The following is a 25,571-nucleotide window of genomic DNA, read 5'->3' on the forward strand; positions in this document are numbered from 1 at the left end:
TCATAAATTCATAAAATACCTATAATTATTTTTTATTATCTTATTGTTTAAAGCAGCTAAATTTTTGCTTTTTCTTACTTTTTAGATTCTGATGCTCTAATCGTGAGCATCATTTTTTAATCTTTTTTGATATTTTGCGACGTTTAGCTGCAAATTTTTGGCTTTTTGACGTTGCTGATAAAGGTGAACCGCACCTTCTAAAACGAGTACAAATACTGCACACCAGATCGGAATATAAGTAAACCATTCTTCTTGACCAATACTCTCTCCTAAAACTAGAGAAGCTAAAGCAAGCAAAACTGGTTCCAAATATCCTAAAAGTCCAAACACAACTAAAGGTAAAAAGCGGCTTGCCAGAATATAACTTCCCAAACCAATAGCACTTAAAATTCCAAGCCCAATAATAATCAAAGCAAGGCTCGGTTGATCTATAAATTTGCTATAAGGGAGTAAACCTGTATGGGTTAAATAAATCGCAATCGGCAGAATAATAACTAAGTCCCACCAAAAGCCGCCTAAATTGTCTGTTTTAATTTTTTTACGCAATAAAAAGTAGGCAGAATAGCCAACCGCAACCAATGCAGTTTCCCAAGCAATACTTCCTAAACGCCAGATTTCATGGCCCACGCCAATGACAGCAAGAATAATTGCGACCCATTGAAATTTTGATATTTTTTCGCCATATAGCACACTTCCAGCCAATACTAAAACAAGCGGCAATAGAAAATATCCTAAAGATACTTGCAGGCCTCGCCCATGCATAGGCCCCCATAAAAACAGCCAAAGTTGGACTGAAGTTAAAACGGAGGTTGTGATTAACAACAATAATAAAGATGGCTTAGCCAAAATACGCTGGTAGATATTTTTGATATACGCTAAATCGCCACTCCACCACATAAACAAAGTTAGAAATGGGATTGTTGCAATAATCCGCCATCCGAAAGTTTGCTCACTATCAAGCTGGCCTAACAATTGAGTATAAAAATAAAGTACACCAAAAGTGACAGATGCCATGACAGACAAGCTCACGCCCTTAAACATCACCACCCTCTTAGACTTTAGTAAAAACAGCTCACCACAATACTTGATTTATCCACTATAAAAAAGAAAAAACCATGTGAAAACATGGTTTTTTCTTAATCAGACATTTACATTTATTCTTTATGTTCTGTACGGATAATATCGCGAATATCAAAACCCAATGTTTTTGCATAATTTAGATATTCATCCACCACTTCTTGTTCAGGATGAGGAGTTCTTGATAATACCCAAAGATATTTACGAGAAGGTTCTCCTACTAAAACAGTTTGATAGTCTTCATCTATTTTTAAAATCCAGTAATCTCCGCGAATAACTGGAATCCATCGCACAGCTTCCGGTAAGAAACTCACCTTCAATTTGCTGTTATATGGCGGGTTAACCACGAAGGCTTCACCAATAGATTGCTGTAATTGTTTTCTATTGTCATAGCAGCGATTATCTACAACCACATTTCCATTTTCATTTAAGGTGTAAGTTGCAGATACGTTATAAGCACATTTTTTTTGGAAAAATGCAGGCTTACGAGCGACTTCATACCAAACACCTAAATATCGGTCCAGTTCAACTTTATAAACAGTTTGCAAGGGTTTCGGCTGAGCATAGACATAGGTTCCAACAGCTAAACCAGCCAAAACGACACCGCCTAACGCAATTTTAGCCAAACGCCAACTGGCTTGCGGAACATTATTTCGAAATGCCATTGTTGCCCTCAACGATTAGTTGTGAATACAAAAGAACTCAAATATCTACAGTAGCTTGTTTTTTAAACACATTATGTAGCATTATGTATTCATTTATTGCAACATCTGCGCTTTTAATCGAAGAATTTCATCACGTATCCGCGCTGCTTGCTCGAACTGTAAATCTTTCGAGGCCTTTAACATGTCTTTTTCAAGCTTAGTAATATGTTTACTAAACAATTTAGGGTCTGAAAGAATATGTCTTTCATCGGCACTCAATGCTTGTGCTTCTTCAAGTACTTTTTCATCAATCTCGTCGTCTGAAAGTACCTCACCCGAGTCAATTTCTTTGACAGCCTGACGAACTGCACTCCGTGGCGTAATACCATGCAACTCATTAAATTCAATTTGCTTGGCTCTACGACGATCAGTTTCATCTATTGCTTTTTGCATAGAGTCAGTAATTCGGTCAGCATATAAAATTGCTTTACCTTTTACATTACGCGCAGCACGACCAATTGTCTGAATAAGTGAACGTTCCGAACGTAAAAAGCCCTCTTTATCTGCATCTAAAATAGCGACCAAAGAAACTTCTGGCATATCCAGACCTTCACGTAACAGGTTGATACCGACTAAAACATCGAATACGCCTGTACGTAATTCATGAATAATTTTGACACGTTCAACCGTATCAATATCTGAGTGGAGATAAGCCACCTTAACACCATATTCTTTTAAGTAAGAAGTTAGGTCTTCTGCCATACGCTTTGTTAAAGTCGTAATTAATACCCTTTCATTCAAAGTCTTACGAATATTAATTTCAGAAAGAACATCATCCACTTGGGTTAAGACAGGACGAATCTCAATTTCAGGGTCGATGAGACCTGTTGGACGTACCACCTGTTCAACGATTTGGTCTGACTTTTCTAATTCATATTTAGCAGGTGTTGCACTTACAAAAATGGTGGTCGGTACAATACGTTCCCACTCTTCAAATTTCATAGGACGGTTATCAAGCGCACTTGGTAAACGGAAGCCATAGTTTACTAAGTTTTCTTTACGCGATCGGTCACCTTTATACATCGCTCCAATTTGTGGAACGGTAACGTGTGATTCATCAATAATCAGTAAAGCATCTTCTGGAATATAGTCAAATAAAGTCGGCGGAGCTTCACCAGATGGTCGGCCAGACAAATGACGTGAGTAGTTTTCGATACCATTGGTATAACCCAACTGTTGCATCATTTCCAGATCGTAACGTGTCCGTTGCTCAATACGCTGTGCTTCGAGCAATTTGTCATGTTCACGGAAGAATTTAAGTTGATCTTGTAATTCATCCTTAATTGTATCGATGGCACGTGTTAGATGATCTTTTGGCGTGACATAGTGGCTTTTCGGATAGATCGTTACCCGAGAAACTTTACGAACCATTTTACCAGTTAGCGGGTCAAACCAACGGATTGAGTCGACCTCATCATCAAATAGTTCAATGCGAATAGCATGTTGATCAGATTCTGCTGGGAAAATATCAATGATTTCGCCGCGAATTCGATATGTACCACGTAAGAATTCAAGTTCATTACGCGTATATTGCATTTCAACCAAACGACGGATGATTTCATCACGGCTTACTCGGTCACCCTCGACCACATGCAGCAACATTTGCATATAAGCATTTGGGTCGCCCAAACCATAAATTGCAGACACCGATGCCACAATAATTGCATCACGGCGTTCTAATAAAGCTCGTGTTGCAGATAATCGCATCTGGTCAATGTGATCATTAATGGCTGCATCTTTTTCAATGAAAGTATCCGAAGATGGAACGTAAGCTTCTGGCTGATAGTAATCGTAATAACTTACAAAATATTCAACCGCATTATTAGGGAAGAAAGATTTAAACTCACCATAAAGTTGGGCAGCCAAAGTTTTGTTATGGGCCATCACAATTGTAGGGCGCTGTGTTTGAGCGATCACATTTGCCATGGTATAGGTCTTACCTGAGCCAGTTACCCCTAGCAATAACTGATTACGAAAACCATGCTCGATACCATTGACCAGCTTTTCAATTGCCTGTGGCTGATCACCTGCTGGCTGATAATGAGTGACCAAATCAAAAGGTTGATTTTCGTTCAAAGTTATCTCTCTTTATGAAAAAATTGAATTTAACGTCTCCCCTTTTAATGGGGATTTTTATCTTAATTTAAAGTGTAAATTGAGTTGGAAATTCAATGTAAAAGATTAAGCATCTTAACACTTGACCAATACTATAATCAGTTGCAACATGAAGCTATCCATTAAATAAAAAGCATAACCATGACCTATCAATATCATGATGAAAGTATTGTAACCGAACTTCCAGAAGATACAGTTTTTGTATTTGGTAGTAACCTTGCTGGACAGCACGGTAGCGGCGCAGCACGCGTTGCCAGTCAACACTTCGGAGCAGTTGAAGGTGTGGGGCGCGGCTGGGCTGGTCAAAGCTTTGCAATTCCAACTTTAAATGAACATATCCAACAAATGCCTCTTTCACAAATTGAGCACTACGTTGAAGATTTTAAGATATATGCAAAAAATCATCCTAAAATGAAATATTTTGTCACTGCTTTAGGTTGTGGCATTGCAGGTTATAAAGTCTCTGAAATTGCACCACTCTTTAAAGATATTGATCACAACGTTATCTTTCCAGAATCTTTTAAACCCTATGTTGAAGATAATGCAGTTTCACAATTTCCAACATTAACTCAAAAGATGGTAAAAAGTTTCATTAATGATGAAGTAATTTTTTACTTCAATCATGGAAGTGAATCTTTTGAAGAAGCCTTAGATAAAACAGATTTATCAGCTGCTGAAAAAGCGATTGCTCTTATTGTTTTAAATGAAGAGCTCTACCCTCGAGATCGTTATGGCCGAGGCCGCGATCATGAGCTTAGTGATATTTTAGGTAAGCTCAATGGTAAAATTTTTGACCTGCATGGAAACTCTGAGGGTGCCATGATTTTTGTGAGCGCAGTCGTTGCACTCATGGAACTTTATGATTTTGACGAGCAAGACTTTATCAAGTTATGGCGTGGTGAAAAGAATATTGATCACCCTATTAATCGTTAATTTCTCTAATAAACTTATGAGCTAAGCAGATAATATCTGCTTTCTCATTATTTTATTTTTACTTACATTTAATTTTCTTATTTTTAATTATTCTAATAAATTTAAGTTCCTTATATTCCCAAATCTTAATTTTTCTCATTATACTTTAAGGCAAACTGAATACTTAAAGAAACATATGGAAACTTTAGATTCTTCAATTTTTGACCTTAGCCCAATTCCAATGTGGATTGAGGATTTCAGTGAAGTTAAACAACAATTTGATCTATGGAGAAATCAAGGTATTGAAAATCTCCATGAATTTTTAAGCCAAAATAAAAATTTAATTATTGAATGTGCCCATAAAATTAAAATTGTTCGTGTGAATCAAAAAACATTAGAACTTTTTGAAGCAAAAACTCACGAAGAGCTATATTCGAATTTAAATCTTATTTTTAAAAAAGAAATGTTTGAATCACATATTAATGAATTAGAAGAACTATGGAATGGTAAAACCCATTTTTCAAGCACGACTGTAAATTACACTTTATCGGGCAAACGCATTGATGTTCAATTAAGAGGATCAATTTTACCCGGTTCTGAATCGACTTTTGAACGTGTATTAATTACCACCGAAGACATTACGCCTTATCAAAATGCGCTTCGTGAAGAAGAAAAAAATCGTCGCTTGGCTGAATCCATGTTTATCTACTCACCCACGTCTCTTTGGGTCGAAGATTTCAGCCGTATAAAAAATAGAATTGATCAACTTAGGCTATTGGGAATTGAAGATTTTAGAACTTTTCTAGATGTTCATCCTGAATTTGTCCGCCAGTGTGTAGAAGATATTCTGATTTTAGATGTTAATCAGGCAACTCTCGATTTATTTAAGGCTCCTGATAAATCCACACTTTTCAGAAATACACATAAGATTTTTGCTGAAGAGATGATTGAAACATTTCGCGAGCAACTCATCGAATTATGGCAAGGCAATATTCATCATAAACGTGAAGCCATTAACTACGCTTTAGATGGCCAAATAAGAAATGTCTTGCTTCAATTTACCGTTTTTCCCGGATACGAAGAGACTTGGGGACTGGTACAAGTTGCACTTACCGATATTACCGCGCGAAAAAAAGCGGAAAACTACCTTGAATATTTAGGACAACACGATGTTCTTACCAAACTATATAACCGCGCTTTTTTTACAGAAGAACTGAATCGTTTAAACCGAAGCATTATTCGCCCTGTTTCTTCAATTTTCTTAGATATGAATGGATTAAAAGAAACCAATGATCAGTTTGGTCATGATATTGGGGATGGTTTATTGCGTCGCGTTGGAAATATTTTAAGTCAGGCTATTTCAAATACAGCATATACTGCATCCAGAATCGGTGGTGATGAATTCGTGATCTTAATGCCAGGCGCAGATGAAGCGAATGTTCTCATTATGCTTCAAACCATTCAGGAACTTTTTAATATCGACAATCAATATTATTCAAGTCACCCAATTAGCATCGCAATTGGACATGCAACCACTCAAACAAATGAACAAATTGAGGACATGTTAAAGCGAGCGGACCATCACATGTATCAAAAGAAAAAAAGTTATTATCAGGAAATTTTACTCAATCAATAAAAAACAGGCATATTGCCTGTTTTTCAAAATTAGCGTTTTCCCATAGAACGACGCGTACCACGTGGAGGCATCCACGTTCTATCTGCGTATTGCTCTGGTTTAGGACGTACTTGGTTGTGTACCGCATCGTCGGCTTGATTGCTTTCATTCGGCATTGGGAATGGCAATTTCACCAAAGCCTTTTTCTGTTTTGGCTGTTGCTCAGTCATGATTCATTCTCGAAATTTCGATTGCGCCTTATTATAAATGATTTTTATCATTTCTTTCCAAAAAAGCTTCAATTGAATAAAACAGAGACAAGATCTTTCTTAAATCAAACTTTTTTACATCTAAAAATACCCACATCCGCAAATTACTTAATTTTTGCGATAAGATAGTATGCTTTTTATTTTTTAATCCCATAAGAGGAATATTGCCGTGGACGTACGTCTTTCTGATCGTGTCAATGCTATCAAACCGTCCCCTACACTTGCTGTAACCAACAAAGCTGCTGAACTTAAAGCTGCTGGCAAGAACGTGATTGGTTTAGGTGCTGGCGAACCAGACTTTGATACCCCGCAACACATCAAAGATGCTGCAATTGAAGCGATTAATAATGGTTTCACCAAATATACGGCTGTAGATGGTACTCCTGGATTAAAAAAAGCAATTATTGCTAAGTTTAAGCGTGATAATAATCTTGATTATCAAGCGAATCAGATTTTGGTTTCATGTGGTGGTAAGCAAAGCTTTTTTAACTTGGCACTTGCTCTATTAAACAAAGGCGATGAAGTTATCATTCCAGCACCTTTCTGGGTAAGCTATCCAGATATGGTTATTATTGCTGAAGGTACTCCAGTCATTGTGAAATGTGGTGAAGACCAACGTTTCAAAATCACTCCTGAACAATTAGAAGCTGCTATTACACCTAATACTCGTTTAGTTGTATTAAACAGCCCTTCTAACCCGACTGGTATGATTTATAGCAAAGCTGAATTAGAAGCTTTAGCTGAAGTTCTACGTCGCCACCCACAAGTATTTGTTGCATCTGACGATATGTATGAACCAATTCGTTGGGAAGATGAATTCTACAACATCGCAACTGTTGCTCCAGATTTATATGACCGCACGATTGTTTTAAATGGTGTTTCTAAAGCATATGCAATGACTGGTTGGCGTATTGGCTATGCAGCCGGCCCAGCAAAAATCATTGGTGCGATGAAAAAGATCCAATCACAGTCAACTTCTAACCCAACTTCTATTTCGCAAGTTGCTGCTGAAGCTGCATTGAATGGCCCACAAGACGTTTTACAACCGATGATTGAAGCGTTTAAACGCCGTCATGACTTAGTTGTAAACGGCTTAAATGACATCAAAGGTATCTCTTGCTTACCTGCTGATGGCGCTTTCTATGCCTATGCAAACATTCGTCCTCTTATTCGTGCAAAAGGCTTAAAATCTTGTACAGAGTTCTCTGAATGGCTATTAGAAGAAACTGGCGTAGCAGTAGTACCTGGTGATGCATTTGGTTTAGGCGGTTTTATGCGTATTTCATATGCAACAGCTGACGAAGTACTTGTTGATGCGTTAGCACGTATCAAAAAAGCTGCTGACTCAATTGAAGGTGTAGATGCTGCTATTGCTTCAATCGAAGCTGAAAAAGCTGCGAAATAATCTGTAAAAATTAAAAAGGGCCTCAAAATTGAGGCCTTTTTTATAATTAAAATTATTATAGGTTAAATAACGCAGCGACCTGAGCCTCAGTCAATTTCTTTGTATCATTTTGAAAAGTATAAAAATCGGGTTTTGAATCAATAAAAATTTCCATATCCAAATTCAAGTCTTCTACTGGCTCATTTAAAGAAAATGCATTGATGTTGCAGTAGCTTTGATCTTTCGTTCTCCAAAAAATTGTTGTTCCACAAGCATTACAAAAACCTCGTTCTCCCCAGTCAGAAGAATTAAATACACTAAGATGCTTTTGCTGAATAAACTTTAAACTACCTTTGACCACATCAATTGTCATAATGACACCACTGGTTTGTCTACGACACATCGAGCAATGGCAAACATGTACATCATGATTTTTTAATTCAACTTCAAAAGTTGTTTCACCACATAAACACTGACCGTTCATTATTATTTTCCATAAGAAGTTTATATTTTTAGAGTTATAAAATATTCTGCTCAACCAAAATTTACAAGTTTATAAACTATAAAGTGGCCTATATTTCTTGTACTTGACAATATGTATTTTAACGCCTAATTTAACATCAAGTTCTATTTTAGAACTTAAAGAATTAAAGGACTCAAAAAATGAAAAATCCGATGGAAATGACTGGCCTTGAATTTTTACAAGCCATGATAGAAGGCCATATTCCTCCTGCAAGCATTAGCAAAACTATACCTATGCAACCTACTGAAATCTCAGAAGGATCTGTCACTTTTAAAGCCCAAGCGGATCATAACCATCTAAATCCGCTCGGTGGCGTGCATGGCGGTTTTGCTGCCACAGTCCTAGATTCGGTGACTGGGTGTGCAGTACATACGATGTTACCTGCGGGTGTAGGCTATGGCACAATCGACCTTAACGTGAAAATGTGCCGCCCGATTCCAAAGAACCATCCTTTAATTGCGACAGGCAAAGTCATTAATTTAAGTAAAAATTTAGGTATTTCCGAAGGAAAGATTATTGATGAGGAAGGTAAACTGTATGCCTATGCAACAGCAACCTGCATGATTATTCGTCCCTAATGATTAAAGGCAGCCTTAAACCGCTGCCTTTTTTATTGAGTAATCTTGATTATTTGGACGTTCACAAGTTTGCGCAATCACATAAGGTGCCCAAATATTTTTAAGTTGAAGTTCTATAATTTCTTGATGCTCAGTAGACCAAGCTAACACTTTATTTTTACCCAACAACAACTCCCCTTCTAATTGAAAAATATATAGAGATTTAGAGGAGTTTAATAATTTCGAGCTTTTTAAAATTTTAAGTGAATTATGCACATTCCATTTAGAACTAAACCAAAGCTGCAGTAAATCGCCTAAATATAAATTCTGTTTTTTGAAAGGATAAGCATCAATCCATGCATCTTCTACAGGTGTGTAATAAGATTCTGATTGAGTTAAGACATTAAGATAATTTTGTTGATAAAAATCAAAATTAGAAAAAATAGAAGCGATCGTAAGCGTTTTCATACTTATCTCCGATTTAGCCATTTTAGTGCTGGCAAGTTGGTTTAAATCCACACTGTTTGGATTTCTCCAAACGCTTGTTCTTTCTTGAATCTAGCAATTGACTTTTTAAAGTGCAAGTAATTTCTTAACACAGCGCCCAACTGATCAAATAAAAAGCATACAACACAAAAATGAAGTAAACATGACAATTTAGACTTGACCCTTCTCAAAATCTCCTTATAATCGCATGCAGATTCTCCCATAGCTCAGTCGGTAGAGCGACGGACTGTTAATCCGCAGGTCCCTGGTTCGAGCCCAGGTGGGAGAGCCAAATACTAAAAAGCCCGCAGCATTAAAGCGGGCTTTTTTTTGCCCTAATTTTATTAATAGCTATAAAAAAATCCCCTATCAATATAGAGGATTTAATTTTCATGGGTAAACCATTTACTTGTCTTAATGATCTAATCTAAGTTTGAAAAAGATATTCCTTTCTTAAATCATTATTCCATTTCAACTACTTTTAAAGGATTAAAAGACTGAGTGGTCGGCATCATTTCAATACGATTAATATTAATGTGCGGAGGTTGTGAAGCAACCCAAGCTACCGTATTTGCAATATCTTCAGGCAAGATTGGATTCTTTTTATCATAAAGACTGTTCACTTTCTCTTGGTCACCTTTAAAACGTACCAAAGAAAACTCTGTACCCCCACAAAGCCCGGGCTCAATGTTAGTTACTCGAATGCCGGTACCTGATAGATCAGCTCGAAGGTTTAAACTAAATTGCTCCACGAATGCTTTGGTTGCACCGTAAACGTTACCACCCGGATATGGGTATGTACCTGCAATTGACCCCATATTGATAATTAAGCCAGACTTTTTATTTACCATGCTTGGTAAAATTAGTCGGGTAACAGTAATAAGCCCCTTAACATTGGTATCAATCATAGTGTACCAATCATCTAAATCTGATTTATCTGCTGACTCCAACCCTAAGGCCAATCCAGCATTATTTACCAATAAATCAATTTGACTGATTTGAAATTCGGCTGGTAAATCAACTAGGGCCTTATTTATATTTTCTACGGTATCTGTCATGTCAAATACTAAGGGATAGAACTTTTCACCAAGTTCTTGCTGTAATTCTTTTAATTTTTCTGCCCGTCTTCCACAGCCAATAACTTTGTAACCTAACTCAATCAGTTTTTTTGAAATACTGTAACCAAAGCCCGCAGAGGCACCTGTAACTAATGCTAACATTCTTATATCCTTAAAATATTCGATTAATTTAGTTGAACCGATTATGAACAAAACTATCTTTATATTTACATAATATTCGTTATTGCTTTAAAAAATAAAAGTTTTTAAAAAAAATTTTAAGAGAAATTAAAATTTATAAAAAATATATTTATTAAATAATTATATGCATAAAAAACGAAAAGCAGAACATGCGGACCACCCAAGAAATAAAGCTCACCTAATAAAAAAGTTTACCTTTTACGGTAAACTTTTTATTTAAAACTTATAATATTATGCAGGCACGCCGCTATGAAAACGGAAGGTGTCATCAGGCGTTAAAATCAGATTCTTTTCAACCTCACGAATATGCTCAATACGTTGCTGAATATCCTCTTTAGGATTTTTCATTTTTGCAGTTTTTGCAACATCAAGTGCAAGTGCCAAGTAGTCTTCAAAATGACGAGACTCCGACTTAAGCAAATAGCGATAATAGCGTCCTAACTCATCGTCTACACGTGGGGCAAGAGCATGAAAGCGTTCGCATGAGCGCGCCTCAACAAAAGCACCTACCACAAGTACATCAATTAAAGCCTCTGGCTCATAAGTACGAATCTCTTTACGGAGCCCACCAGCATAGCGCCCTGCACTTAAGCCATCCCATTTTTGACCACGCTTAGCCATAAGCTCAAGCACTTGTTCATAATGAAGCATTTCTTCCCGTACCAGCTGTGCAAGCTTTACTTGCAAATCAGGGAAGAAGCTATAACGGAACATTAAGTTCATTGCTGTACTAGCCGCTTTTTTTTCACAATTCGCATGATCTTGCATCAAAATATCTAGATTATTGATTGCCTCATCTAACCACGCTTTTGGCGTTTGACAGCCTAAAAAAGCCAAGACAGGTTGCATTAATTCATCGTAATTGATACTCGACATAACCAATTAACCTGCCACCTGAATTGCTGCTTTCATATCTTTAACAGCTTGAACCAGACCCACAAAAACACTATCCGCAATAATTGAGTGCCCAATATTTAACTCGTGAATTTGTGAGATAGCAGCAATTGGAGCAATATTTTTAAGGTTAAGGCCATGACCAGCATTTACAACCAAACCTTTTGAAGCTGCATATTCAACACCTTTGATAATACGCGCCAGCTCAGCCTGTTGATCTTGCTCTGTTGCTGCATCGGCATATGCCCCTGTGTGCAACTCAATCGTAGGTGCACCACATGCAACTGCTGCATCAATTTGAGCTAAATCTGCATCAATAAATAATGATACGTCGCAGCCAATAGCAGCTAAAGTCTGAGTTGCAGCTTTAACTTTTTCAAAGTTACCTACTACATCTAAACCACCTTCGGTAGTTACTTCTTGGCGTCTTTCAGGAACAAAACAAACATGCTGTGGCTGAATTTCTTTCGCAAACTCGACCATTTCATCAGTAACAGCTAACTCAAGATTCATACGTGTTTTTAATAATGGACGCATGCGGCGTACGTCATCATCTTGAATATGGCGACGGTCTTCACGCAAATGCAAAGTAATGCCCTCTGCACCCGCTTGTTCACAAATAAGAGCAGCTTCTACAGGATCTGGGTAAGTAGTACCGCGCGCCTGTCTCAAAGTAGCAACATGGTCTATGTTTACACCAAGCAATGCAGCCATAAATAAATCCTAATTACGATTGAGTTTGAGTGTTTTGAATCCACAATTGTCGACTTTTTAGGGGACGATCACCTAAAAGCGATGTAATCATTTGACGGTATAGTTTACCTAATAATTGCAATTGTTCGAGAGAAAAATCCTGCCCTTGCTCATAATCCAACATAGACAAAATCGCTTTCCCCGACAAAGAAGAACGACTCGCCTGCACAACAGGAGCAAAACCTTCTGTCACTTGAAATTGATAAAACTGATGAGCCTGAATCGGCTGTTGTTGGGCATCGACTGAGAAATCAAGTGCGTATCCAAGTTCAGGAAGTAAAATATGCTCGAACTGGCGCAAAATCTGCCGAAGAAAAAGGTCAGGATTTTCGTGGGAAGATAATTGTTGTAATTGAAGTAACGTTAACTGATATTGCTCAAACGTTTGTGGCATTGTCTCTTCTAATGGACAAAGTCTAAGAACAACTTCATTTAAATAAAATCCAGCAAAAAAAGCATCACCAAAAAAGAAAACAGGCTGATTTAAGATTTCAAGCTTTGTAAAGTTTTTCAGCTCACTTTTACCCGTGGCTTGCAAGCGGATAGGCTGATATTGAGGGGGCGGAGTCTGTCTTAAAATACCATCGACTCGCCCATACTCCTGAGTAAAAAGATGCACAATATGACTTTTTTCACGGTACTTACGGTGATGAATCATATATCCATGGAGGACTTCATTGCGCATCATAAAAAGAAACTATTCCTCAGATTCTTTTTCTTTTTTGTCATCCTCATCATCACCGCCAGGAATTACCGCCCCTACAACCGCCGCTGTACCTTTAACAACACCTTTTGTAGTTTTATAGGCGATACCTACTGGTACGGTTACAAGCTTGTATACACAACCTTGTAACATCAATGTACATCCAATTATAGCGACCAATGATGTAATTGTTTTCATACCAGCATCCTTATCCTTTAGATATCACTATACCCTAAGCTTTTTAAAGCACGCTCATCATCAGACCAGCCACCTTTAACTTTAACCCACAAAGTAAGCATGATCTTTTGCTCAAACATTTTTTCCATGTCTTTACGAGCATCCATACCGATTGTTTTAAGCTTGGCACCTTTTTCACCAATCACAATCGCTTTTTGGCCTGCACGATCTACAAAAATCGTTGCATCAATATAAGTACAGGCTGGCTTTAAACGACCAGTTTTTTCATTAACAGTCTCTTCTTCCGTTTTGAAAGATTCAATTTGTACTGTTAAATCATAAGGTAATTCTTCACCTAACTGACGCATGATTTTTTCGCGAATAATTTCGCTAGCTAAAAAGCGTTCAGAACGGTCAGTAATCTGATCAAATGAATACAAAGGCGCTTGGTAAGGAAGATACTTCTCAATCGTTTCGCTCAAGTGTTCCAAATTTGCTCCGCGTAATGCAGATACAGGAACGATCTCGGCAAAATTCATAAGTTTAGCGCGCTCTTGAATCAAAGGCAGAATATCTCTTTTATCTTCAAAAGTATCAGCTTTGTTAATCACCAAAATAACTGGCATTTCAGCATTCTTGAGTTTTTCAAGCACTAAGTCGTCATTTTGCGTCCACTTATAAGCATCAATAACAAATAAGACCAAATTGACGTCGCGCAATGCAGAATGAGCTGCACGATTCATCATTTTATTAATAGCGCGCACTTCTTTTTTATGCATACCTGGGGTATCTACATATACCGCCTGCATTTTTTCACGCGAATCAATACCAATAATTTTATGACGTGTTGTTTGAGGTTTACGCGAAGTAATAGAAAGCTTTTGACCTAACAAATGGTTCATGAGGGTAGATTTACCCACATTTGGACGTCCCACAATCGCCACAAATCCGCTCTTAAAATCCGAAGGAATTGTTACGCCTTTGGAACTAAAAAATTGATCAATCAGATTATTAGGATCTTGGTTCTCATTTGAATCTGGATTGATTTGATCAGAATGCATCGACATGCAGGTTATTGCTCCAATAACTTTAAAATTTCCGCCGCTGCTGCCTGCTCGGCAAAACGACGACTTGAACCCTCACCATGAATCTTTGATAAGCCATCTATCAAACATTCAACTTTAAAGTGCTGGTGAGGTGCATCACCCTGAATATCTACAACCTCGTAAACAGGGAGAGGTTTTTTACGTGCTTGTAGATACTCTTGTAAACGTGATTTAGGGTCTTTAAGTTGATCCGTAGGCTCAATATGGTCTAAATACGGTACATACCATTTTAGCACAATATCTGTAAGTAAGTTGAGATCACCACTATCAATATAAATTGCACCAATAATGGCTTCTACCGTGTCAGCCAATATTGACTCACGATGATGACCACCAGATTTCAATTCACCCGTACTTAATATTAAACACCGACTAAGTTGCAAATCGGTTGCAATCTTACCTAACGCTTCCTGACGTACTAAAGTCGCTCGCATACGCGTTAGGCGACCTTCGTTTTCATTTGGATAGGCATGATATAGATAATTGGCAATAATCATGCCTAATAATGAATCGCCTAAAAACTCCAAGCGCTCGTAATTGTATTTATGACTCACCGAACGATGAGTCAAAGCTAACTGTAACAATTCAAGCTGCTTGAATTGATATCCGATTCGACTCAATAAGCGAGGATCACTTAGTTTGAACTGATGTTTTATCAAAACTCTTCTCAAATGTTAAAACTAAATCAATATTTGATAAGAAGGGTTTTCTTACCTCATATTTCTTTTGGACTTTTAGACCAGACTCATTAAACACTTGCGCAATCTCTTTAAAATGAAGATCACGAATATTGTTCATTTCCAGTCGCTGATCCATTTGTGTCATAAACTTCTGTGGAGTGATGTCAGAAGAGCTTTCTTGTAAAAGCTCTTCTATTTGATTATTAATCAATCGATCATCCCAATATGCTGGCCAAACTGCAAGTACAGCTTTTACTGCAACCGCAAATATAACCACCCCAAATAAAATTGCTAAATACGAAGTACCTTGTTGTGCCTTACGCATTTCTTTTTTTCCTAATGGTTGTTTTTAATCTATTTTTCCATTTCGGCCAAAGTTAGGAAGATGTAAGCCCGGTTCTTTATGCATCCAGACATAGAATGCTCGTCCTGTTAAATTTTCTTCAGGAACAAAGCCCCAGAAACGACTGTCTGCACTTTGATCACGGTTATCCCCCATTGCAAAGTAATGTCCTTTTGGAACAGTCACTTCCCAATATAAACCGTCTTGGTTTGCATATTTACCATTTTCAACATAGTTGATAAACGGTGCTTGACGCGCCACATTTACGCCTTCAAGTTCACGCATTGTAAAGGTGTGCGTACCAATCGTCTCTTTATGATAAATAGACGTTGGTGTATCTAATACATCTTTTTCACGGCTAAACTGTGTTAATACTTTCGGTACTTTTTGTCCGTTAATAATCAATTGTCCATGATCATAAACAAGATGATCGCCTGGTAAACCGATTACACGTTTAATATAACTAATGGTAGGTTGAGGTGGATAACGGAATACAATCACATCACCACGCTTTGGTTCTCCCACATCAATAATTTTCTTATTAACGATAGGTAAACGCACACCATAATCAAATTTATTAACCAGAATAAAATCACCAGTTTCTAAAGTAGGTACCATAGAGTCTGATGGGATATTAAATGGTTCGTAAAGGAATGAACGAAGTACAAGTACTACAGCTAAAACTGGCCAAAAGTCATAAGCCCATGTAATAACAAAATTTTCGTTCCCGCGCCCTTTATTTGCACGCTGTTTGAATACAAGTTTATCTAACAACCACACTGCAAATAGAATCAGCGTAACTGGAACAAGAATTAAATTAAAATCAAAATCCACACGACCTCACTCGCAGCCTAGCTGCTTGTCTTAAAATAGGGAAAAGTGATGTCTTACTTCCCCTACCTTCATTTCTTATCTTTCTACTTTCAATACAGCCAAGAACGCTTCTTGTGGAATTTCAACACTTCCCACTTGTTTCATACGTTTCTTACCTTCTTTTTGTTTAGAAAGTAGTTTTTTCTTACGTGAAACGTCACCACCATAACATTTTGCCAATACGTTTTTACGCATCGCTTTTACAGTAGAACGGGCAATAATTTGCGCACCGATTGCTGCCTGAATAGCAACATCGAACATTTGGCGAGGAATCAAGTCTTTCATTTTCTCAACCAATGCAATACCACGATGGCGTGCATCATTACGGTGACAAATCATAGCCAAGGCATCAACCTTTTCGCTATTAATTAACACATCAACCTTAACTAAAGCTGAACTTTCAAAACGTACAAAGTTATAGTCTAGCGATGCAAAGCCACGAGAGCATGACTTTAATCTGTCAAAGAAATCCATAACGACTTCAGCCATCGGGATTTCAAAAGTAATAGAAACTTGGTTACCCAAGAATTTCATATCTTTTTGTACACCACGGCGTTCAATACAAAGGGTCATTACGTTCCCTAAGTATTCTTGAGGAACAAGGATATGACATTCAGCAATTGGTTCACGCAAATCTTCTACAGTCGATCCGTCTGGCATTTTTGATGGACTGTCGATATAAATCGTTTCGCCCTTCTTGGTTAATGCTTCATAAATTACGGTAGGCGCAGAACTGATGAGATCAAGATCGTACTCACGCTCTAAACGCTCTTGTACAATCTCCATGTGTAGCATCCCTAAGAAGCCACAACGGAAACCAAAACCCAATGCATCAGAGCTTTCTGGTTCAAAGAATAAAGCTGAGTCGTTAATTTGTAATTTTTGTAGCGCTTCACGGAATGGCTCAAAATCACTCGCATCAATCGGGAAAAGACCAGCATAAACCTGTGGTTTAACCTTTTTGAAACCCGGTAAAATCGCAACATCCGGGGTAGATGTAAGAGTAATCGTGTCACCTACTGGTGCACCAAAAATATCTTTAATACCCGCAATTACAAAACCTACTTCGCCAGCTTCAAGAATATCTGTTTCAGTATGCTTCGGATTAAATACACCCACTGAAGTTACTGGATGAGTTTGACCTGTCGATTTAACCAACATTTTGTCGCCCTTACGGATACGACCTTGTTTAATACGTACAAGAGAAACTACACCTAGGTAGTTATCAAACCATGAGTCGATAATTAATGCTTGTAAAGGTGCTTCACGATCGCCTTCAGGCGCTGGAATAACATCGACTAAACGCTCTAAAACACCTTCAACACCTAAACCAGTTTTTGCTGAACAGGTTGGTGCATCTGTCGCTTCAATCCCGATAATTTCTTCAATTTCATGAATTACACGTTCAGGTTCAGCCTGCGGTAAATCAATTTTATTTAAAATAGGAAGAACTTCGAGACCTTGTTCAATCGCGGTATAACAGTTTGCAACTGATTGTGCTTCTACACCTTGTGCAGCATCTACAACCAATAGTGCACCTTCACATGCAGCTAATGAACGAGAAACTTCATAAGAGAAGTCTACGTGTCCAGGAGTATCAATAAAGTTAAGTTGATATTCTTGACCATTAGGATGAGTATAATATAGCGTGACTGAAGCGGCTTTAATGGTAATCCCACGTTCGCGCTCAAGCTCCATTGAGTCCAAGACTTGAGCTTGCATTTCACGATCTTGTAGACCACCACACATCTGAATAAAACGGTCAGCCAATGTAGACTTACCATGGTCAATGTGGGCAATAATCGAGAAATTTCGTATATTTTTGATATCGACGGATTTTTTAGCTTGCGCCATGGGTTACCTTGAGAAAATATAGAGTGCTATGTAGCTTGTTTTAATACACAGCCAAAGCAGTTAAATAAATTGCGTGAGATTATAACAGATGGATATTTTAAAGTATCCAAAATAATCATGAGCTTTGTACTTATGTTTTAAAAATGACAATCAAAGTGAGCCCACTACTTCAGGTTATTGAGCATACGAAATAGTAAAATCATAAGGGTTTATGCTTGAATCAAGCGGCTTATATGCATGGGTAAAAGTTGGTGACATTCGTTTTGGACGTCCTGTAGCAATTTCAATACATGCCCATTTAGTATTTCCAACAAATAATACGGCCTGATCTGATGGACGGAAAAATACATATTGGCGGAACGAATAAAGAGCATTGATATCATCTAACCATGTGCGTAATACAATTTGTTCGCCTTCAAATGCAGCTTTACGATATTGCACATGATGTTCAACCGCGACCATTGCATGTTTTAGTTCAAGATATTTAGTTACCCCGACTCCTAAGGTCTCAACATGAGCAGCAGCTACATCTTGCATCCACTGTACATACATCACATTATTCACATGTCCTAAGGCATCAATATGATGTGGCTGCACCTGAATATGTAAATCAAAAATACTACTCACAAATGTTCACTCTTATTTATTAAATTTCAAACTGAAATAAGTGTAGGTAGATATCACTATACGCTCAAGATAAATAACAAAAAACCACCCATGTTTAGGGTGGTTCATTGTTTCTTTTTTAAGTTTACTGGATACGTAAACCAAGCATTGCGCGTTGTCCCTGACGAATAATTGCAACACGCGCTACCGTATTTTTTTGCAAGTTAGAAACGACTTTTGCAAAATCCTGACTATTTAAAATCTGGTTATTGTTGACTTGAACAATCACATCACCCGGAATGATATTTGACAATGATGCTAGGCCACCACGGCGAACATCTTGTACATAGATACCACCTTTTACACTCAAAGCACTTTTTTCTGGCTCAGCTAAATCACGAATGCTCATTCCTAAAACTGGTCCTTTAGATACAGTACTTTGTGCACCTGTGGCAGGCGTTTCATCTGGAGCAGTCGTTAAAGTTGCTGAAATATTACGGGTTTTGTCATCACGTAATACTTCAAACTGGACAGTTTGATTCGGCTGTACTTTGTTTAATGCATAGAGTAATTCACTCGTGCGCGATACCGGATTACCGTTATATTTCAAAATCACGTCACCAGCTCGCAAGCCTGCTTTTTGTGCAGGTGAGTTCGGAGAAATTTGAGTAATTAAAGCACCTTCAGGTTTTGGTAACTTGTAAGCATCAGCAAGGTTGCGGTCAATGTCTTGCATCATCACACCAAGATAAGAGCGTGTTACCTTACCTTTAGTTTTAAGCTGTTCGGCTACATCCATCGCTACGTCAATCGGGATAGAGAAAGACAAGCCCATATAGCCGCCAGTACCACTAAATATTCGAGAGTTTACCCCGACTACTTCACCATTTTGGTTAAATAGTGGACCACCAGAGTTACCTGGGTTTAGCGCAACGTCAGTTTGAATAAATGGTACCGAAGTTTCACCACTCATATTTCGTGATTTAGCACTCACAATACCTGCCGACGCAGAGTAGTCAAAACCGAAAGGCGAACCAATTGCTAAAACTGGCTCTCCCACTCGCAAACGGTCAACATTTCCTACGCGTAAAGCTGGATAGCTATTTCCAGTCACCTTTAACAATGCAACGTCTGTACGCTCATCACTCCCAACCACAGTTGCATCAATTTCACGGCGGTCATTTAAAGTAATACTAATGCGTGAGGCATTTTCAATCACATGGTGGTTGGTGAGTAGGTAACCATCTTTACTAATAAAAAATGCACTACCGTATGCAGTTTTTTCTTGTGGACCCTGTTGCTGTGGAATGATGACCTGATTTCCAAAGAAACGTTTCAAAATTTCAGGGACTTGCTGCTGCAATAGTTCATCCTGAGTCATTTTTTTTACGACGTTTACACTCACCACTGCTGGACTAACTTGTTCAACGAGGTTTGAAAAATCAACAGCAGCATTTGCCTGAACAGCAGCAACTGTAAATACCGCTGCATACATTCCTTGTTGTAAATAGCGAGTTTTCATTCGGTGCTCACCCACAATTGGTCTACGAGAATAAGAATAAAAATGTTGTATCACAACGCTTTGGGGTTGTGCGTAACAATATGTTTATTTGTAAGGCATCCTTACATTCATTATTTTACGCATTGCAACTTTTTAAGCCAATTGCAATTTTTCTCTGAGTTAGAGCGCTTAAGCTCTTGCCTTTTTAGATAAAAAGGGGTGTCATTAGCGGACGTTTTAGATTGTTGCGAATGGACATGCCTAATTTACAGACAATTCACCACTTTGACGTGATTATTGTGGGCAGCGGCGGTGCTGGTTTAAGTCTGGCTTTATCGTTACCAAATCATTTTAATATTGCAGTTTTAGCCAAAGCTGCTTTAACCGAAGCAAGTACCTTCTATGCTCAAGGTGGTGTTGCTGCTGTTCTTGATGAGACTGACTCTATTCAACAGCACATTAATGACACTATGATTGCAGGTGCTCATTTATGTGAAATGGATGCGGTACAACATACCGTAGAAGGCGGTCGTCCTTCTGTTGATTTTCTTTTAAAGCAAGGTGTGCAATTTACTTTAGATGAAGATGAACAACTTCATTTAACACGCGAAGGTGGCCATTCACAGCGACGCATTATCCATTCTGCTGATGCAACAGGTAAAGCCATTTCAACCACCTTGGTTGAACGTGCCAAAGAACGTAAAAATATTACTATTTTTGAAAATTACATTGCGATTGATTTAATTACATCGCATAAATTAGGTCATACAGATCAAGCAAATCGCGCTATTGGTTTGTATGCCTTAGATGAAAATACAGAAAAAGTTCATACTTTCCTTGCACCATTTACCGCACTTGCTTGCGGCGGTGCGATGAAAGCTTATCTGTACACATCTAATCCAGATATTGCTACAGGTGATGGTATTGCAATGGCCTTCCGTGCAGGTTGCCGTGTAGCCAATATGGAATTTAACCAATTCCACCCAACTTGTCTGTATCACCCTCAAGCTCGCTCATTTTTAATTACTGAAGCCATGCGCGGTGAAGGTGCTTATTTGCGCTTACCTGATGGCGAGCGTTTTATGCTACGTTTTGACGATCGTGCAGAACTGGCTCCTCGCGATATTGTGGCACGTACCATTGACCATGAAATTAAACGCCTCGGTATTCGTCATGTGTGGTTGGACATTACACATAAATCACCAGAGTTTATCAAAGAGCACTTCCCTACACTTTATGCACGATTGCTTGAGTTAGGTATCGACATTACCAAAGACATGATTCCCGTGGTACCAGCAGCTCACTATACCTGTGGTGGTGTTGTGGTTGACTCAAATAGCCAGACGGATATTGAAGGTCTATATGCGATTGGTGAAACGTCTTATACGGGCTTACATGGTGCAAACCGTATGGCAAGTAACTCATTACTTGAGTGCTTCGTTTACGGCATGAGTGCAGCAAAAGATATCGAAAATAAATTTGATGAAAACTTCAAATTACCTGAAGTACCAACTTGGGATGACTCACAAGTAACCAACCCTGATGAAGATGTGGTGATTTTACAAAACTGGGATGAGTTACGTTCGACCATGTGGAATTACGTTGGTATTGTAAGAACCACAAAACGTTTAGAACGTGCTTTACACCGTATTGAAATGTTAAAGCGTGAAATCACTGAATATTATCAAGACTACCGTGTTAGCAAAAACCTAATTGAGCTGCGTAACCTTGTTTTAGTATCTGAGATGATTGTGCGCTGTGCTATGCAACGTAAAGAATCACGTGGTCTACATTACACGCTTGATTATCCAGAAACTTCGAGTGAAATTCGTAAAACAGTTCTAACACCGCCAAATTTTGCAGTAGAACAGCCATTGGTTAATACTGATATTTAAGCTGTTTTTCTACAAAAAAGCACAGTTCAGACTGTGCTTTTTTATTTGCTTTGATATTTATGATTTAGGTGGAATTGAATAAGTCGCGGTCACATGTGCAACGGGATCTTCTAGCCCTACTGAATAAATCCAGACCTCTCCCACTACCAAGCTCTTTCCGACTTTCATGAGCTTACACTCACTGCGTAGGTCTTGATCACCTGCGGGTTTTCTTAGAAAATTAATATTAAAGTTGGTCGTTACAGCTAAACCGATAATTCCGATTTCACCTAATATTGCAATATATAAAGCAAAATCAGCCAAAGTCATCATGGTTGGACCAGATATGGTACCACCGGGGCGCTGATGTCTTTGATCGACATGATAATAAACGACAGCAGCTTTAGGCGTGACTGATTCAATCGTGCAATGTTCAAGACTTGGTGGAAATTCCTTTTCAAGAAATGCCACGATTTCTTCTTTTGAGCTTTTCATCCTTGTTATTCTTTAATCTATAAATCATATGTAAGATAGCATAAGAAAATAGCAGATATTTTCTATGACGTTTTAAATCAGAATTAACGTCATTTTTCACCACTCTCATAGTCTATAAGAGTGGCTCATCCAATTGCTTATCCCAAATATTGCAATGCCTGTTCGAACACCTGATCAGGACTTTGGGTTGCATCTATTCGCTTAATACGTTCTGGTTCAGCTTTCCATAAGGTTTCATAGCCTTCACGAACCTTAGTAAAGAAACTTAACTTTTCTTGTTCAAAACGATCTAAAGCTCCACGTTCACGTGCACGGTTCATCCCGAGTTCAATCGGTGCGTCTAACCAGAACGTTACTTCTGGCATGCGTGAAACAAAGTTCTGATTTAAAAGCTGTAATTTATCTTGGCTTAAACCACGACCAGAACATTGATAAGCAAAGCTTGCATCGGTAAAACGATCACTTAAAACAATTTTATTAGACTCTAGAGCCGGCAAAATAACTTGTTGTAAGTGTTGAGCACGTGCCGCATAAATGAGTAATAACTCGGTATCATGGCTCATATTTTCATCATGATTCACCGCCAAAAGCATTGAACGTATTTGTTCTGCTAACGGCGTACCACCCGGTTCACGTGTTAAAACAACTTGTTTACCTTGCTCTTCAAAATACTGATGAATTTTTCGAATAAGTGTAGTTTTACCTACCCCTTCCGTGCCTTCAAAGCTAACAAACATCTCTTTTCCTTATTTCTTCGATCTCAACACGGATAAGTACTCTTGCACCGCTTGATTATGCGCTTGCAAGCTTGCCGTAAATTTATGCCCACCATTGCCAGTCGCTACAAAATAGATGTTATTTGAATCATCTGGATGCAATGCAGCTTCAATTGCTTTTTGGCTTGGCAAAGCAATTGGCGTTGGCGGTAAACCATTAATAGTATAAGTATTATATGCTGTTGGGGTACGGAGGTCTTCTCGGGTAATATTGCCTTTATAGTTATTACCCATACCGTAAATAACAGTTGGATCCGTTTGTAAACGCATACCAATTTTTAAACGGCGAACAAAAACTCCTGAAACTTGTGTAAGTTCACTGTCTAAACTTGTTTCTTTCTCAACAATAGAAGCCATAATTAATGCTTCATATTTATCTTTATAAGGTAAATTCGGTGCACGATTTGCCCAAGCTGCATCTAGAGCTTTCATTTGACGGTGGTATAAATCGGTAAGAATTTTCTTATCTGTTTCACCTTTGGCAAAGAAATAAGTATTAGGTGCGAACAAGCCTTCTGGATGTCCATAAGGAATCCCAAGCACCTTCATCAGCTGATCATCTGGTAAATCTAATATTGTATTTTTTACGTTTTTATCATTTTTGAGTGCAGTAATAAGCTGTTTAAAAGTTGTACCTTCAATGACCAAGACACGGTTCATCTGAGCATTATCTGCATCAGATAACATCTCTAATACTTCTCTTACACTCATTCCCTGTTCAATTTCATACACACCAGCTTTCATGCTGTCATGAATCATAAACTTCTGATAAAGCTTCAATACCACAGGAAAGCTAATTTTGCCTTCTTTCGCCAAACGATCAATAAAACCAGAATAGGTTTCACCAGATGTAATAGATAACATCTGTTTTTTGCCTTCAATAGGATAAGCTTTAAATAGACTCGACCATAAAATGGCAAAAGTAGAAATTAAGACAATAAACAGGCCAATTAGAACCAATCGCTTAGAAAATTTTGGAGCTTGTTTTTTGTTATTTTTCTTGGCGTTTTTTGCTTTCGCATTCACAGGTGGCTTCGGCATATTAATGAATCTGATTTAAGTTAAGGATATGAAATAAATCTATGCATGCCTGTGTTTCTAGCGTTTTCTCACCTAAATGAGAAACTACTCGCATAGGGTTTAAAGCATTACAAAAGAATAGACTTTGTATTTCAGATACTTCATCTAACTCAATTACAAGTACTTCACAGGCAATACCATGGTGCTGCATACGCGCCAGAACTTCTGCCCGCATTACACCGTGGACGCCATTATAGCGAAGTTCCGGAGTAATCCATCTATCATTTAAGCGAATAAAACAATTACTGCTGACCCCTTCAACAATACAACCTTGTACATCAGTAACTAATGCTTCAGCCCACCCTAATTGATCTGCTTCTTTTTTTAGCAATACTTGTTCAAGACGGTTTAAAGATTTAAGCCCGACCAAGCTTGGCATGGTTAAACCTAAGGCCTGATTTAAAACACCACACTGAATAAAGTCTGGCTGAAATGGCTCTAAAGCTTTCGGATAAAACCAGATATAAATATCAGCATTATGCTTTGGCAAACTATAACCACGGTCACCTATCCCACGACTAATCACAATTTTTAAAGTGCCATTGAGCACAAGATGCTGATTTTGTAGTTGCTGCAAACTTTGTTCTACTAATTCAAAATCCGCAGTTAAAGACAGTTTTTGACATGCAAGTTTTAGTCGCTCCCAATGTCTTTCTTTAAGCTCAATCTGATTTTGAAAAACACGAATTGTGGTAAAGCATCCATCTCCATAATGAAATGCTCGATCCAGTAAAGGAATGGTTTCAACAGGTTGCCCATTTTTAAAACACCACATGTTTAACCCATCCTATGCTTAAAACGACCCGACAATACAACACCTTTCATTTAAATATTAAATGACTGATTTTAAAAAATTATACCGATTTCGTATCTACTTTTGAAACTTGTTCTATATCAAGATTTAAGAATAACTTATCTATTTTTACTATTTCTATTTTTTTCATATTAAATTAGT

General features: G+C 38.0%; 28 protein-coding genes and 1 tRNA gene. 6 read left to right on the forward strand and 23 right to left on the reverse strand.

Features of this window, described 5'->3' with window-relative positions; all coding sequences use genetic code 11:
- Nucleotides 1-96: 96 nt before the first annotated feature.
- From rarD to uvrB, 3 genes are all read right to left on the reverse strand, one after another.
- Entirely contained in the window at nt 97-1,044 is a 948-nt protein-coding gene (gene rarD / locus I7H67_RS02765) for an EamA family transporter RarD (protein WP_081402201.1), read from the reverse strand.
- 110 nt (nt 1,045-1,154) lie between these two features.
- Nucleotides 1,155-1,742: a lipocalin family protein gene (locus I7H67_RS02770; protein WP_005307444.1), complete on the reverse strand. Its 588-nt coding sequence runs from the start codon at nt 1,740-1,742 to the stop codon at nt 1,155-1,157.
- A 93-nt stretch (nt 1,743-1,835) separates the two neighbouring features.
- Nucleotides 1,836-3,857, reverse strand: coding sequence for an excinuclease ABC subunit UvrB (gene uvrB / locus I7H67_RS02775; protein WP_151766869.1), 2,022 nt, complete (start codon nt 3,855-3,857; stop codon nt 1,836-1,838).
- Nucleotides 3,858-4,037: 180 nt separating this feature from the next.
- On the opposite strand from uvrB, the gene I7H67_RS02780 reads away from it, so the two are divergent.
- Together I7H67_RS02780 and I7H67_RS02785 are read left to right on the forward strand one after the other, a co-directional pair.
- A complete protein-coding gene (locus I7H67_RS02780; protein WP_004790757.1) occupies nt 4,038-4,829 on the forward strand; it encodes a hypothetical protein in 792 nt (263 codons plus the stop codon).
- Nucleotides 4,830-5,004: 175 nt separating this feature from the next.
- The gene (locus I7H67_RS02785) at nt 5,005-6,444 is read left to right on the forward strand and encodes a sensor domain-containing diguanylate cyclase (RefSeq protein WP_198307016.1); all 1,440 of its coding nucleotides are present in this window, start codon (nt 5,005-5,007) and stop codon (nt 6,442-6,444) included.
- Between the two features lie 29 nt (nt 6,445-6,473).
- Here the strand turns inward: I7H67_RS02785 and I7H67_RS02790 are convergent, their stop codons facing one another.
- Nucleotides 6,474-6,653: a hypothetical protein gene (locus tag I7H67_RS02790; protein WP_002118942.1), complete on the reverse strand. Its 180-nt coding sequence runs from the start codon at nt 6,651-6,653 to the stop codon at nt 6,474-6,476.
- 208 nt (nt 6,654-6,861) lie between these two features.
- Between I7H67_RS02790 and I7H67_RS02795 the strand changes: the two genes are divergently transcribed.
- Nucleotides 6,862-8,097 (forward strand): pyridoxal phosphate-dependent aminotransferase, encoded by a 1,236-nt coding sequence (locus I7H67_RS02795; RefSeq protein WP_002118408.1) that lies wholly within the window; start codon nt 6,862-6,864, stop codon nt 8,095-8,097.
- Between the two features lie 55 nt (nt 8,098-8,152).
- Here I7H67_RS02795 and I7H67_RS02800 read toward each other — a convergent pair whose 3' ends face one another.
- A complete protein-coding gene (locus I7H67_RS02800; protein ID WP_151767157.1) occupies nt 8,153-8,560 on the reverse strand; it encodes a GFA family protein in 408 nt (135 codons plus the stop codon).
- Between the two features lie 179 nt (nt 8,561-8,739).
- Here I7H67_RS02800 and I7H67_RS02805 point away from each other — a divergent pair, with 179 nt between their 5' ends.
- On the forward strand, nt 8,740-9,177 hold the full coding sequence (locus I7H67_RS02805) for a PaaI family thioesterase (protein WP_016146110.1): 438 nt from the start codon (nt 8,740-8,742) through the stop codon (nt 9,175-9,177).
- A gap of 15 nt (nt 9,178-9,192) precedes the next feature.
- Here I7H67_RS02805 and I7H67_RS02810 read toward each other — a convergent pair whose 3' ends face one another.
- Complete coding sequence (locus tag I7H67_RS02810; protein ID WP_004790752.1) at nt 9,193-9,624, reverse strand: hypothetical protein; 432 nt, start codon at nt 9,622-9,624, stop codon at nt 9,193-9,195.
- Nucleotides 9,625-9,665: 41 nt separating this feature from the next.
- Nucleotides 9,666-9,812, reverse strand: a complete 147-nt coding sequence (locus tag I7H67_RS02815) for a hypothetical protein (protein WP_081399273.1) — start codon at nt 9,810-9,812, stop codon at nt 9,666-9,668.
- 46 nt (nt 9,813-9,858) lie between these two features.
- Between I7H67_RS02815 and I7H67_RS02820 the strand changes: the two genes are divergently transcribed.
- A tRNA-Asn gene (locus I7H67_RS02820) sits at nt 9,859-9,934 on the forward strand.
- Nucleotides 9,935-10,103: 169 nt separating this feature from the next.
- On the opposite strand, the gene I7H67_RS02825 is transcribed toward I7H67_RS02820, so the two are convergent.
- From I7H67_RS02825 to I7H67_RS02880, 12 genes are all read right to left on the reverse strand, one after another.
- Nucleotides 10,104-10,862 (reverse strand): SDR family oxidoreductase, encoded by a 759-nt coding sequence (locus I7H67_RS02825; RefSeq protein ID WP_151822560.1) that lies wholly within the window; start codon nt 10,860-10,862, stop codon nt 10,104-10,106.
- A 270-nt stretch (nt 10,863-11,132) separates the two neighbouring features.
- Nucleotides 11,133-11,777 (reverse strand): tRNA-(ms[2]io[6]A)-hydroxylase, encoded by a 645-nt coding sequence (locus tag I7H67_RS02830; protein WP_013197099.1) that lies wholly within the window; start codon nt 11,775-11,777, stop codon nt 11,133-11,135.
- Nucleotides 11,778-11,783: 6 nt separating this feature from the next.
- On the reverse strand, nt 11,784-12,509 hold the full coding sequence (pdxJ, locus tag I7H67_RS02835; protein WP_004790748.1) for a pyridoxine 5'-phosphate synthase: 726 nt from the start codon (nt 12,507-12,509) through the stop codon (nt 11,784-11,786).
- Between the two features lie 13 nt (nt 12,510-12,522).
- Nucleotides 12,523-13,236, reverse strand: a complete 714-nt coding sequence (recO, locus tag I7H67_RS02840; protein ID WP_013197098.1) for a DNA repair protein RecO — start codon at nt 13,234-13,236, stop codon at nt 12,523-12,525.
- Between the two features lie 9 nt (nt 13,237-13,245).
- Nucleotides 13,246-13,449 (reverse strand): NF038104 family lipoprotein, encoded by a 204-nt coding sequence (locus tag I7H67_RS02845; protein WP_198307017.1) that lies wholly within the window; start codon nt 13,447-13,449, stop codon nt 13,246-13,248.
- Nucleotides 13,450-13,466: 17 nt separating this feature from the next.
- Nucleotides 13,467-14,489, reverse strand: a complete 1,023-nt coding sequence (era, locus tag I7H67_RS02850) for a GTPase Era (protein WP_081399272.1) — start codon at nt 14,487-14,489, stop codon at nt 13,467-13,469.
- A gap of 11 nt (nt 14,490-14,500) precedes the next feature.
- Nucleotides 14,501-15,193, reverse strand: coding sequence for a ribonuclease III (gene rnc, locus I7H67_RS02855; protein WP_004790741.1), 693 nt, complete (start codon nt 15,191-15,193; stop codon nt 14,501-14,503).
- Nucleotides 15,165-15,539: a DUF4845 domain-containing protein gene (locus I7H67_RS02860; RefSeq protein ID WP_005307477.1), complete on the reverse strand. Its 375-nt coding sequence runs from the start codon at nt 15,537-15,539 to the stop codon at nt 15,165-15,167. The genes rnc and I7H67_RS02860 overlap by 29 nt, the downstream gene beginning before the upstream one ends.
- A gap of 24 nt (nt 15,540-15,563) precedes the next feature.
- Nucleotides 15,564-16,391, reverse strand: coding sequence for a signal peptidase I (gene lepB, locus I7H67_RS02865; protein ID WP_004790734.1), 828 nt, complete (start codon nt 16,389-16,391; stop codon nt 15,564-15,566).
- A 75-nt stretch (nt 16,392-16,466) separates the two neighbouring features.
- Nucleotides 16,467-18,284 carry a translation elongation factor 4 gene (gene lepA / locus I7H67_RS02870; protein WP_005307480.1) on the reverse strand — a complete coding sequence of 606 codons (1,818 nt, stop codon included), beginning with the start codon at nt 18,282-18,284 and terminating at the stop codon, nt 16,467-16,469.
- Between the two features lie 174 nt (nt 18,285-18,458).
- Nucleotides 18,459-18,911 (reverse strand): acyl-CoA thioesterase, encoded by a 453-nt coding sequence (locus I7H67_RS02875; RefSeq protein WP_004790729.1) that lies wholly within the window; start codon nt 18,909-18,911, stop codon nt 18,459-18,461.
- A gap of 124 nt (nt 18,912-19,035) precedes the next feature.
- Nucleotides 19,036-20,412, reverse strand: coding sequence for a Do family serine endopeptidase (locus I7H67_RS02880; protein WP_005307484.1), 1,377 nt, complete (start codon nt 20,410-20,412; stop codon nt 19,036-19,038).
- A gap of 230 nt (nt 20,413-20,642) precedes the next feature.
- Between I7H67_RS02880 and nadB the strand changes: the two genes are divergently transcribed.
- The gene (gene nadB / locus I7H67_RS02885) at nt 20,643-22,286 is read left to right on the forward strand and encodes an L-aspartate oxidase (RefSeq protein ID WP_013197095.1); all 1,644 of its coding nucleotides are present in this window, start codon (nt 20,643-20,645) and stop codon (nt 22,284-22,286) included.
- Nucleotides 22,287-22,343: 57 nt separating this feature from the next.
- On the opposite strand, the gene I7H67_RS02890 is transcribed toward nadB, so the two are convergent.
- The 4 genes from I7H67_RS02890 to pabC form a co-directional block, all read right to left on the reverse strand.
- Nucleotides 22,344-22,760: a PaaI family thioesterase gene (locus I7H67_RS02890; protein ID WP_151988372.1), complete on the reverse strand. Its 417-nt coding sequence runs from the start codon at nt 22,758-22,760 to the stop codon at nt 22,344-22,346.
- Nucleotides 22,761-22,897: 137 nt separating this feature from the next.
- Entirely contained in the window at nt 22,898-23,497 is a 600-nt protein-coding gene (tmk, locus tag I7H67_RS02895; protein ID WP_198307018.1) for a dTMP kinase, read from the reverse strand.
- A 9-nt stretch (nt 23,498-23,506) separates the two neighbouring features.
- Nucleotides 23,507-24,577: an endolytic transglycosylase MltG gene (gene mltG / locus I7H67_RS02900; RefSeq protein ID WP_144732086.1), complete on the reverse strand. Its 1,071-nt coding sequence runs from the start codon at nt 24,575-24,577 to the stop codon at nt 23,507-23,509.
- A gap of 1 nt (nt 24,578) precedes the next feature.
- Nucleotides 24,579-25,391, reverse strand: a complete 813-nt coding sequence (gene pabC / locus I7H67_RS02905) for an aminodeoxychorismate lyase (RefSeq protein WP_198307019.1) — start codon at nt 25,389-25,391, stop codon at nt 24,579-24,581.
- Nucleotides 25,392-25,571 lie beyond the last annotated feature (180 nt).

Source organism: Acinetobacter sp. ACIN00229 (assembly GCF_016106645.1).
Taxonomy (GTDB): domain Bacteria; phylum Pseudomonadota; class Gammaproteobacteria; order Pseudomonadales; family Moraxellaceae; genus Acinetobacter; species Acinetobacter oleivorans.

Excerpts from the sequence above, each read along its gene's own strand:
- I7H67_RS02770 (WP_005307444.1), bottom strand. The coding sequence starts at position 1,742 with ATGGCATTTCGAAATAATGTTCCGCAAGCCAGTTGGCGTTTGGCTAAA.
- I7H67_RS02780 (WP_004790757.1), top strand. The coding sequence starts at position 4,038 with ATGACCTATCAATATCATGATGAAAGTATTGTAACCGAACTTCCAGAA.
- I7H67_RS02785 (WP_198307016.1), top strand. The coding sequence starts at position 5,005 with ATGGAAACTTTAGATTCTTCAATTTTTGACCTTAGCCCAATTCCAATG.
- I7H67_RS02790 (WP_002118942.1), bottom strand. The coding sequence starts at position 6,653 with ATGACTGAGCAACAGCCAAAACAGAAAAAGGCTTTGGTGAAATTGCCA.
- I7H67_RS02800 (WP_151767157.1), bottom strand. The coding sequence starts at position 8,560 with ATGAACGGTCAGTGTTTATGTGGTGAAACAACTTTTGAAGTTGAATTA.
- I7H67_RS02805 (WP_016146110.1), top strand. The coding sequence starts at position 8,740 with ATGAAAAATCCGATGGAAATGACTGGCCTTGAATTTTTACAAGCCATG.
- I7H67_RS02810 (WP_004790752.1), bottom strand. The coding sequence starts at position 9,624 with ATGAAAACGCTTACGATCGCTTCTATTTTTTCTAATTTTGATTTTTAT.
- I7H67_RS02825 (WP_151822560.1), bottom strand. The coding sequence starts at position 10,862 with ATGTTAGCATTAGTTACAGGTGCCTCTGCGGGCTTTGGTTACAGTATT.
- I7H67_RS02830 (WP_013197099.1), bottom strand. The coding sequence starts at position 11,777 with ATGTCGAGTATCAATTACGATGAATTAATGCAACCTGTCTTGGCTTTT.
- pdxJ (WP_004790748.1), bottom strand. The coding sequence starts at position 12,509 with ATGGCTGCATTGCTTGGTGTAAACATAGACCATGTTGCTACTTTGAGA.
- recO (WP_013197098.1), bottom strand. The coding sequence starts at position 13,236 with ATGATGCGCAATGAAGTCCTCCATGGATATATGATTCATCACCGTAAG.
- I7H67_RS02845 (WP_198307017.1), bottom strand. The coding sequence starts at position 13,449 with ATGAAAACAATTACATCATTGGTCGCTATAATTGGATGTACATTGATG.
- era (WP_081399272.1), bottom strand. The coding sequence starts at position 14,489 with ATGCATTCTGATCAAATCAATCCAGATTCAAATGAGAACCAAGATCCT.
- I7H67_RS02860 (WP_005307477.1), bottom strand. The coding sequence starts at position 15,539 with ATGCGTAAGGCACAACAAGGTACTTCGTATTTAGCAATTTTATTTGGG.
- lepA (WP_005307480.1), bottom strand. The coding sequence starts at position 18,284 with ATGGCGCAAGCTAAAAAATCCGTCGATATCAAAAATATACGAAATTTC.
- I7H67_RS02880 (WP_005307484.1), bottom strand. The coding sequence starts at position 20,412 with ATGAAAACTCGCTATTTACAACAAGGAATGTATGCAGCGGTATTTACA.
- nadB (WP_013197095.1), top strand. The coding sequence starts at position 20,643 with ATGGACATGCCTAATTTACAGACAATTCACCACTTTGACGTGATTATT.
- I7H67_RS02890 (WP_151988372.1), bottom strand. The coding sequence starts at position 22,760 with ATGAAAAGCTCAAAAGAAGAAATCGTGGCATTTCTTGAAAAGGAATTT.
- tmk (WP_198307018.1), bottom strand. The coding sequence starts at position 23,497 with ATGTTTGTTAGCTTTGAAGGCACGGAAGGGGTAGGTAAAACTACACTT.
- mltG (WP_144732086.1), bottom strand. The coding sequence starts at position 24,577 with ATGCCGAAGCCACCTGTGAATGCGAAAGCAAAAAACGCCAAGAAAAAT.
- pabC (WP_198307019.1), bottom strand. The coding sequence starts at position 25,391 with ATGTGGTGTTTTAAAAATGGGCAACCTGTTGAAACCATTCCTTTACTG.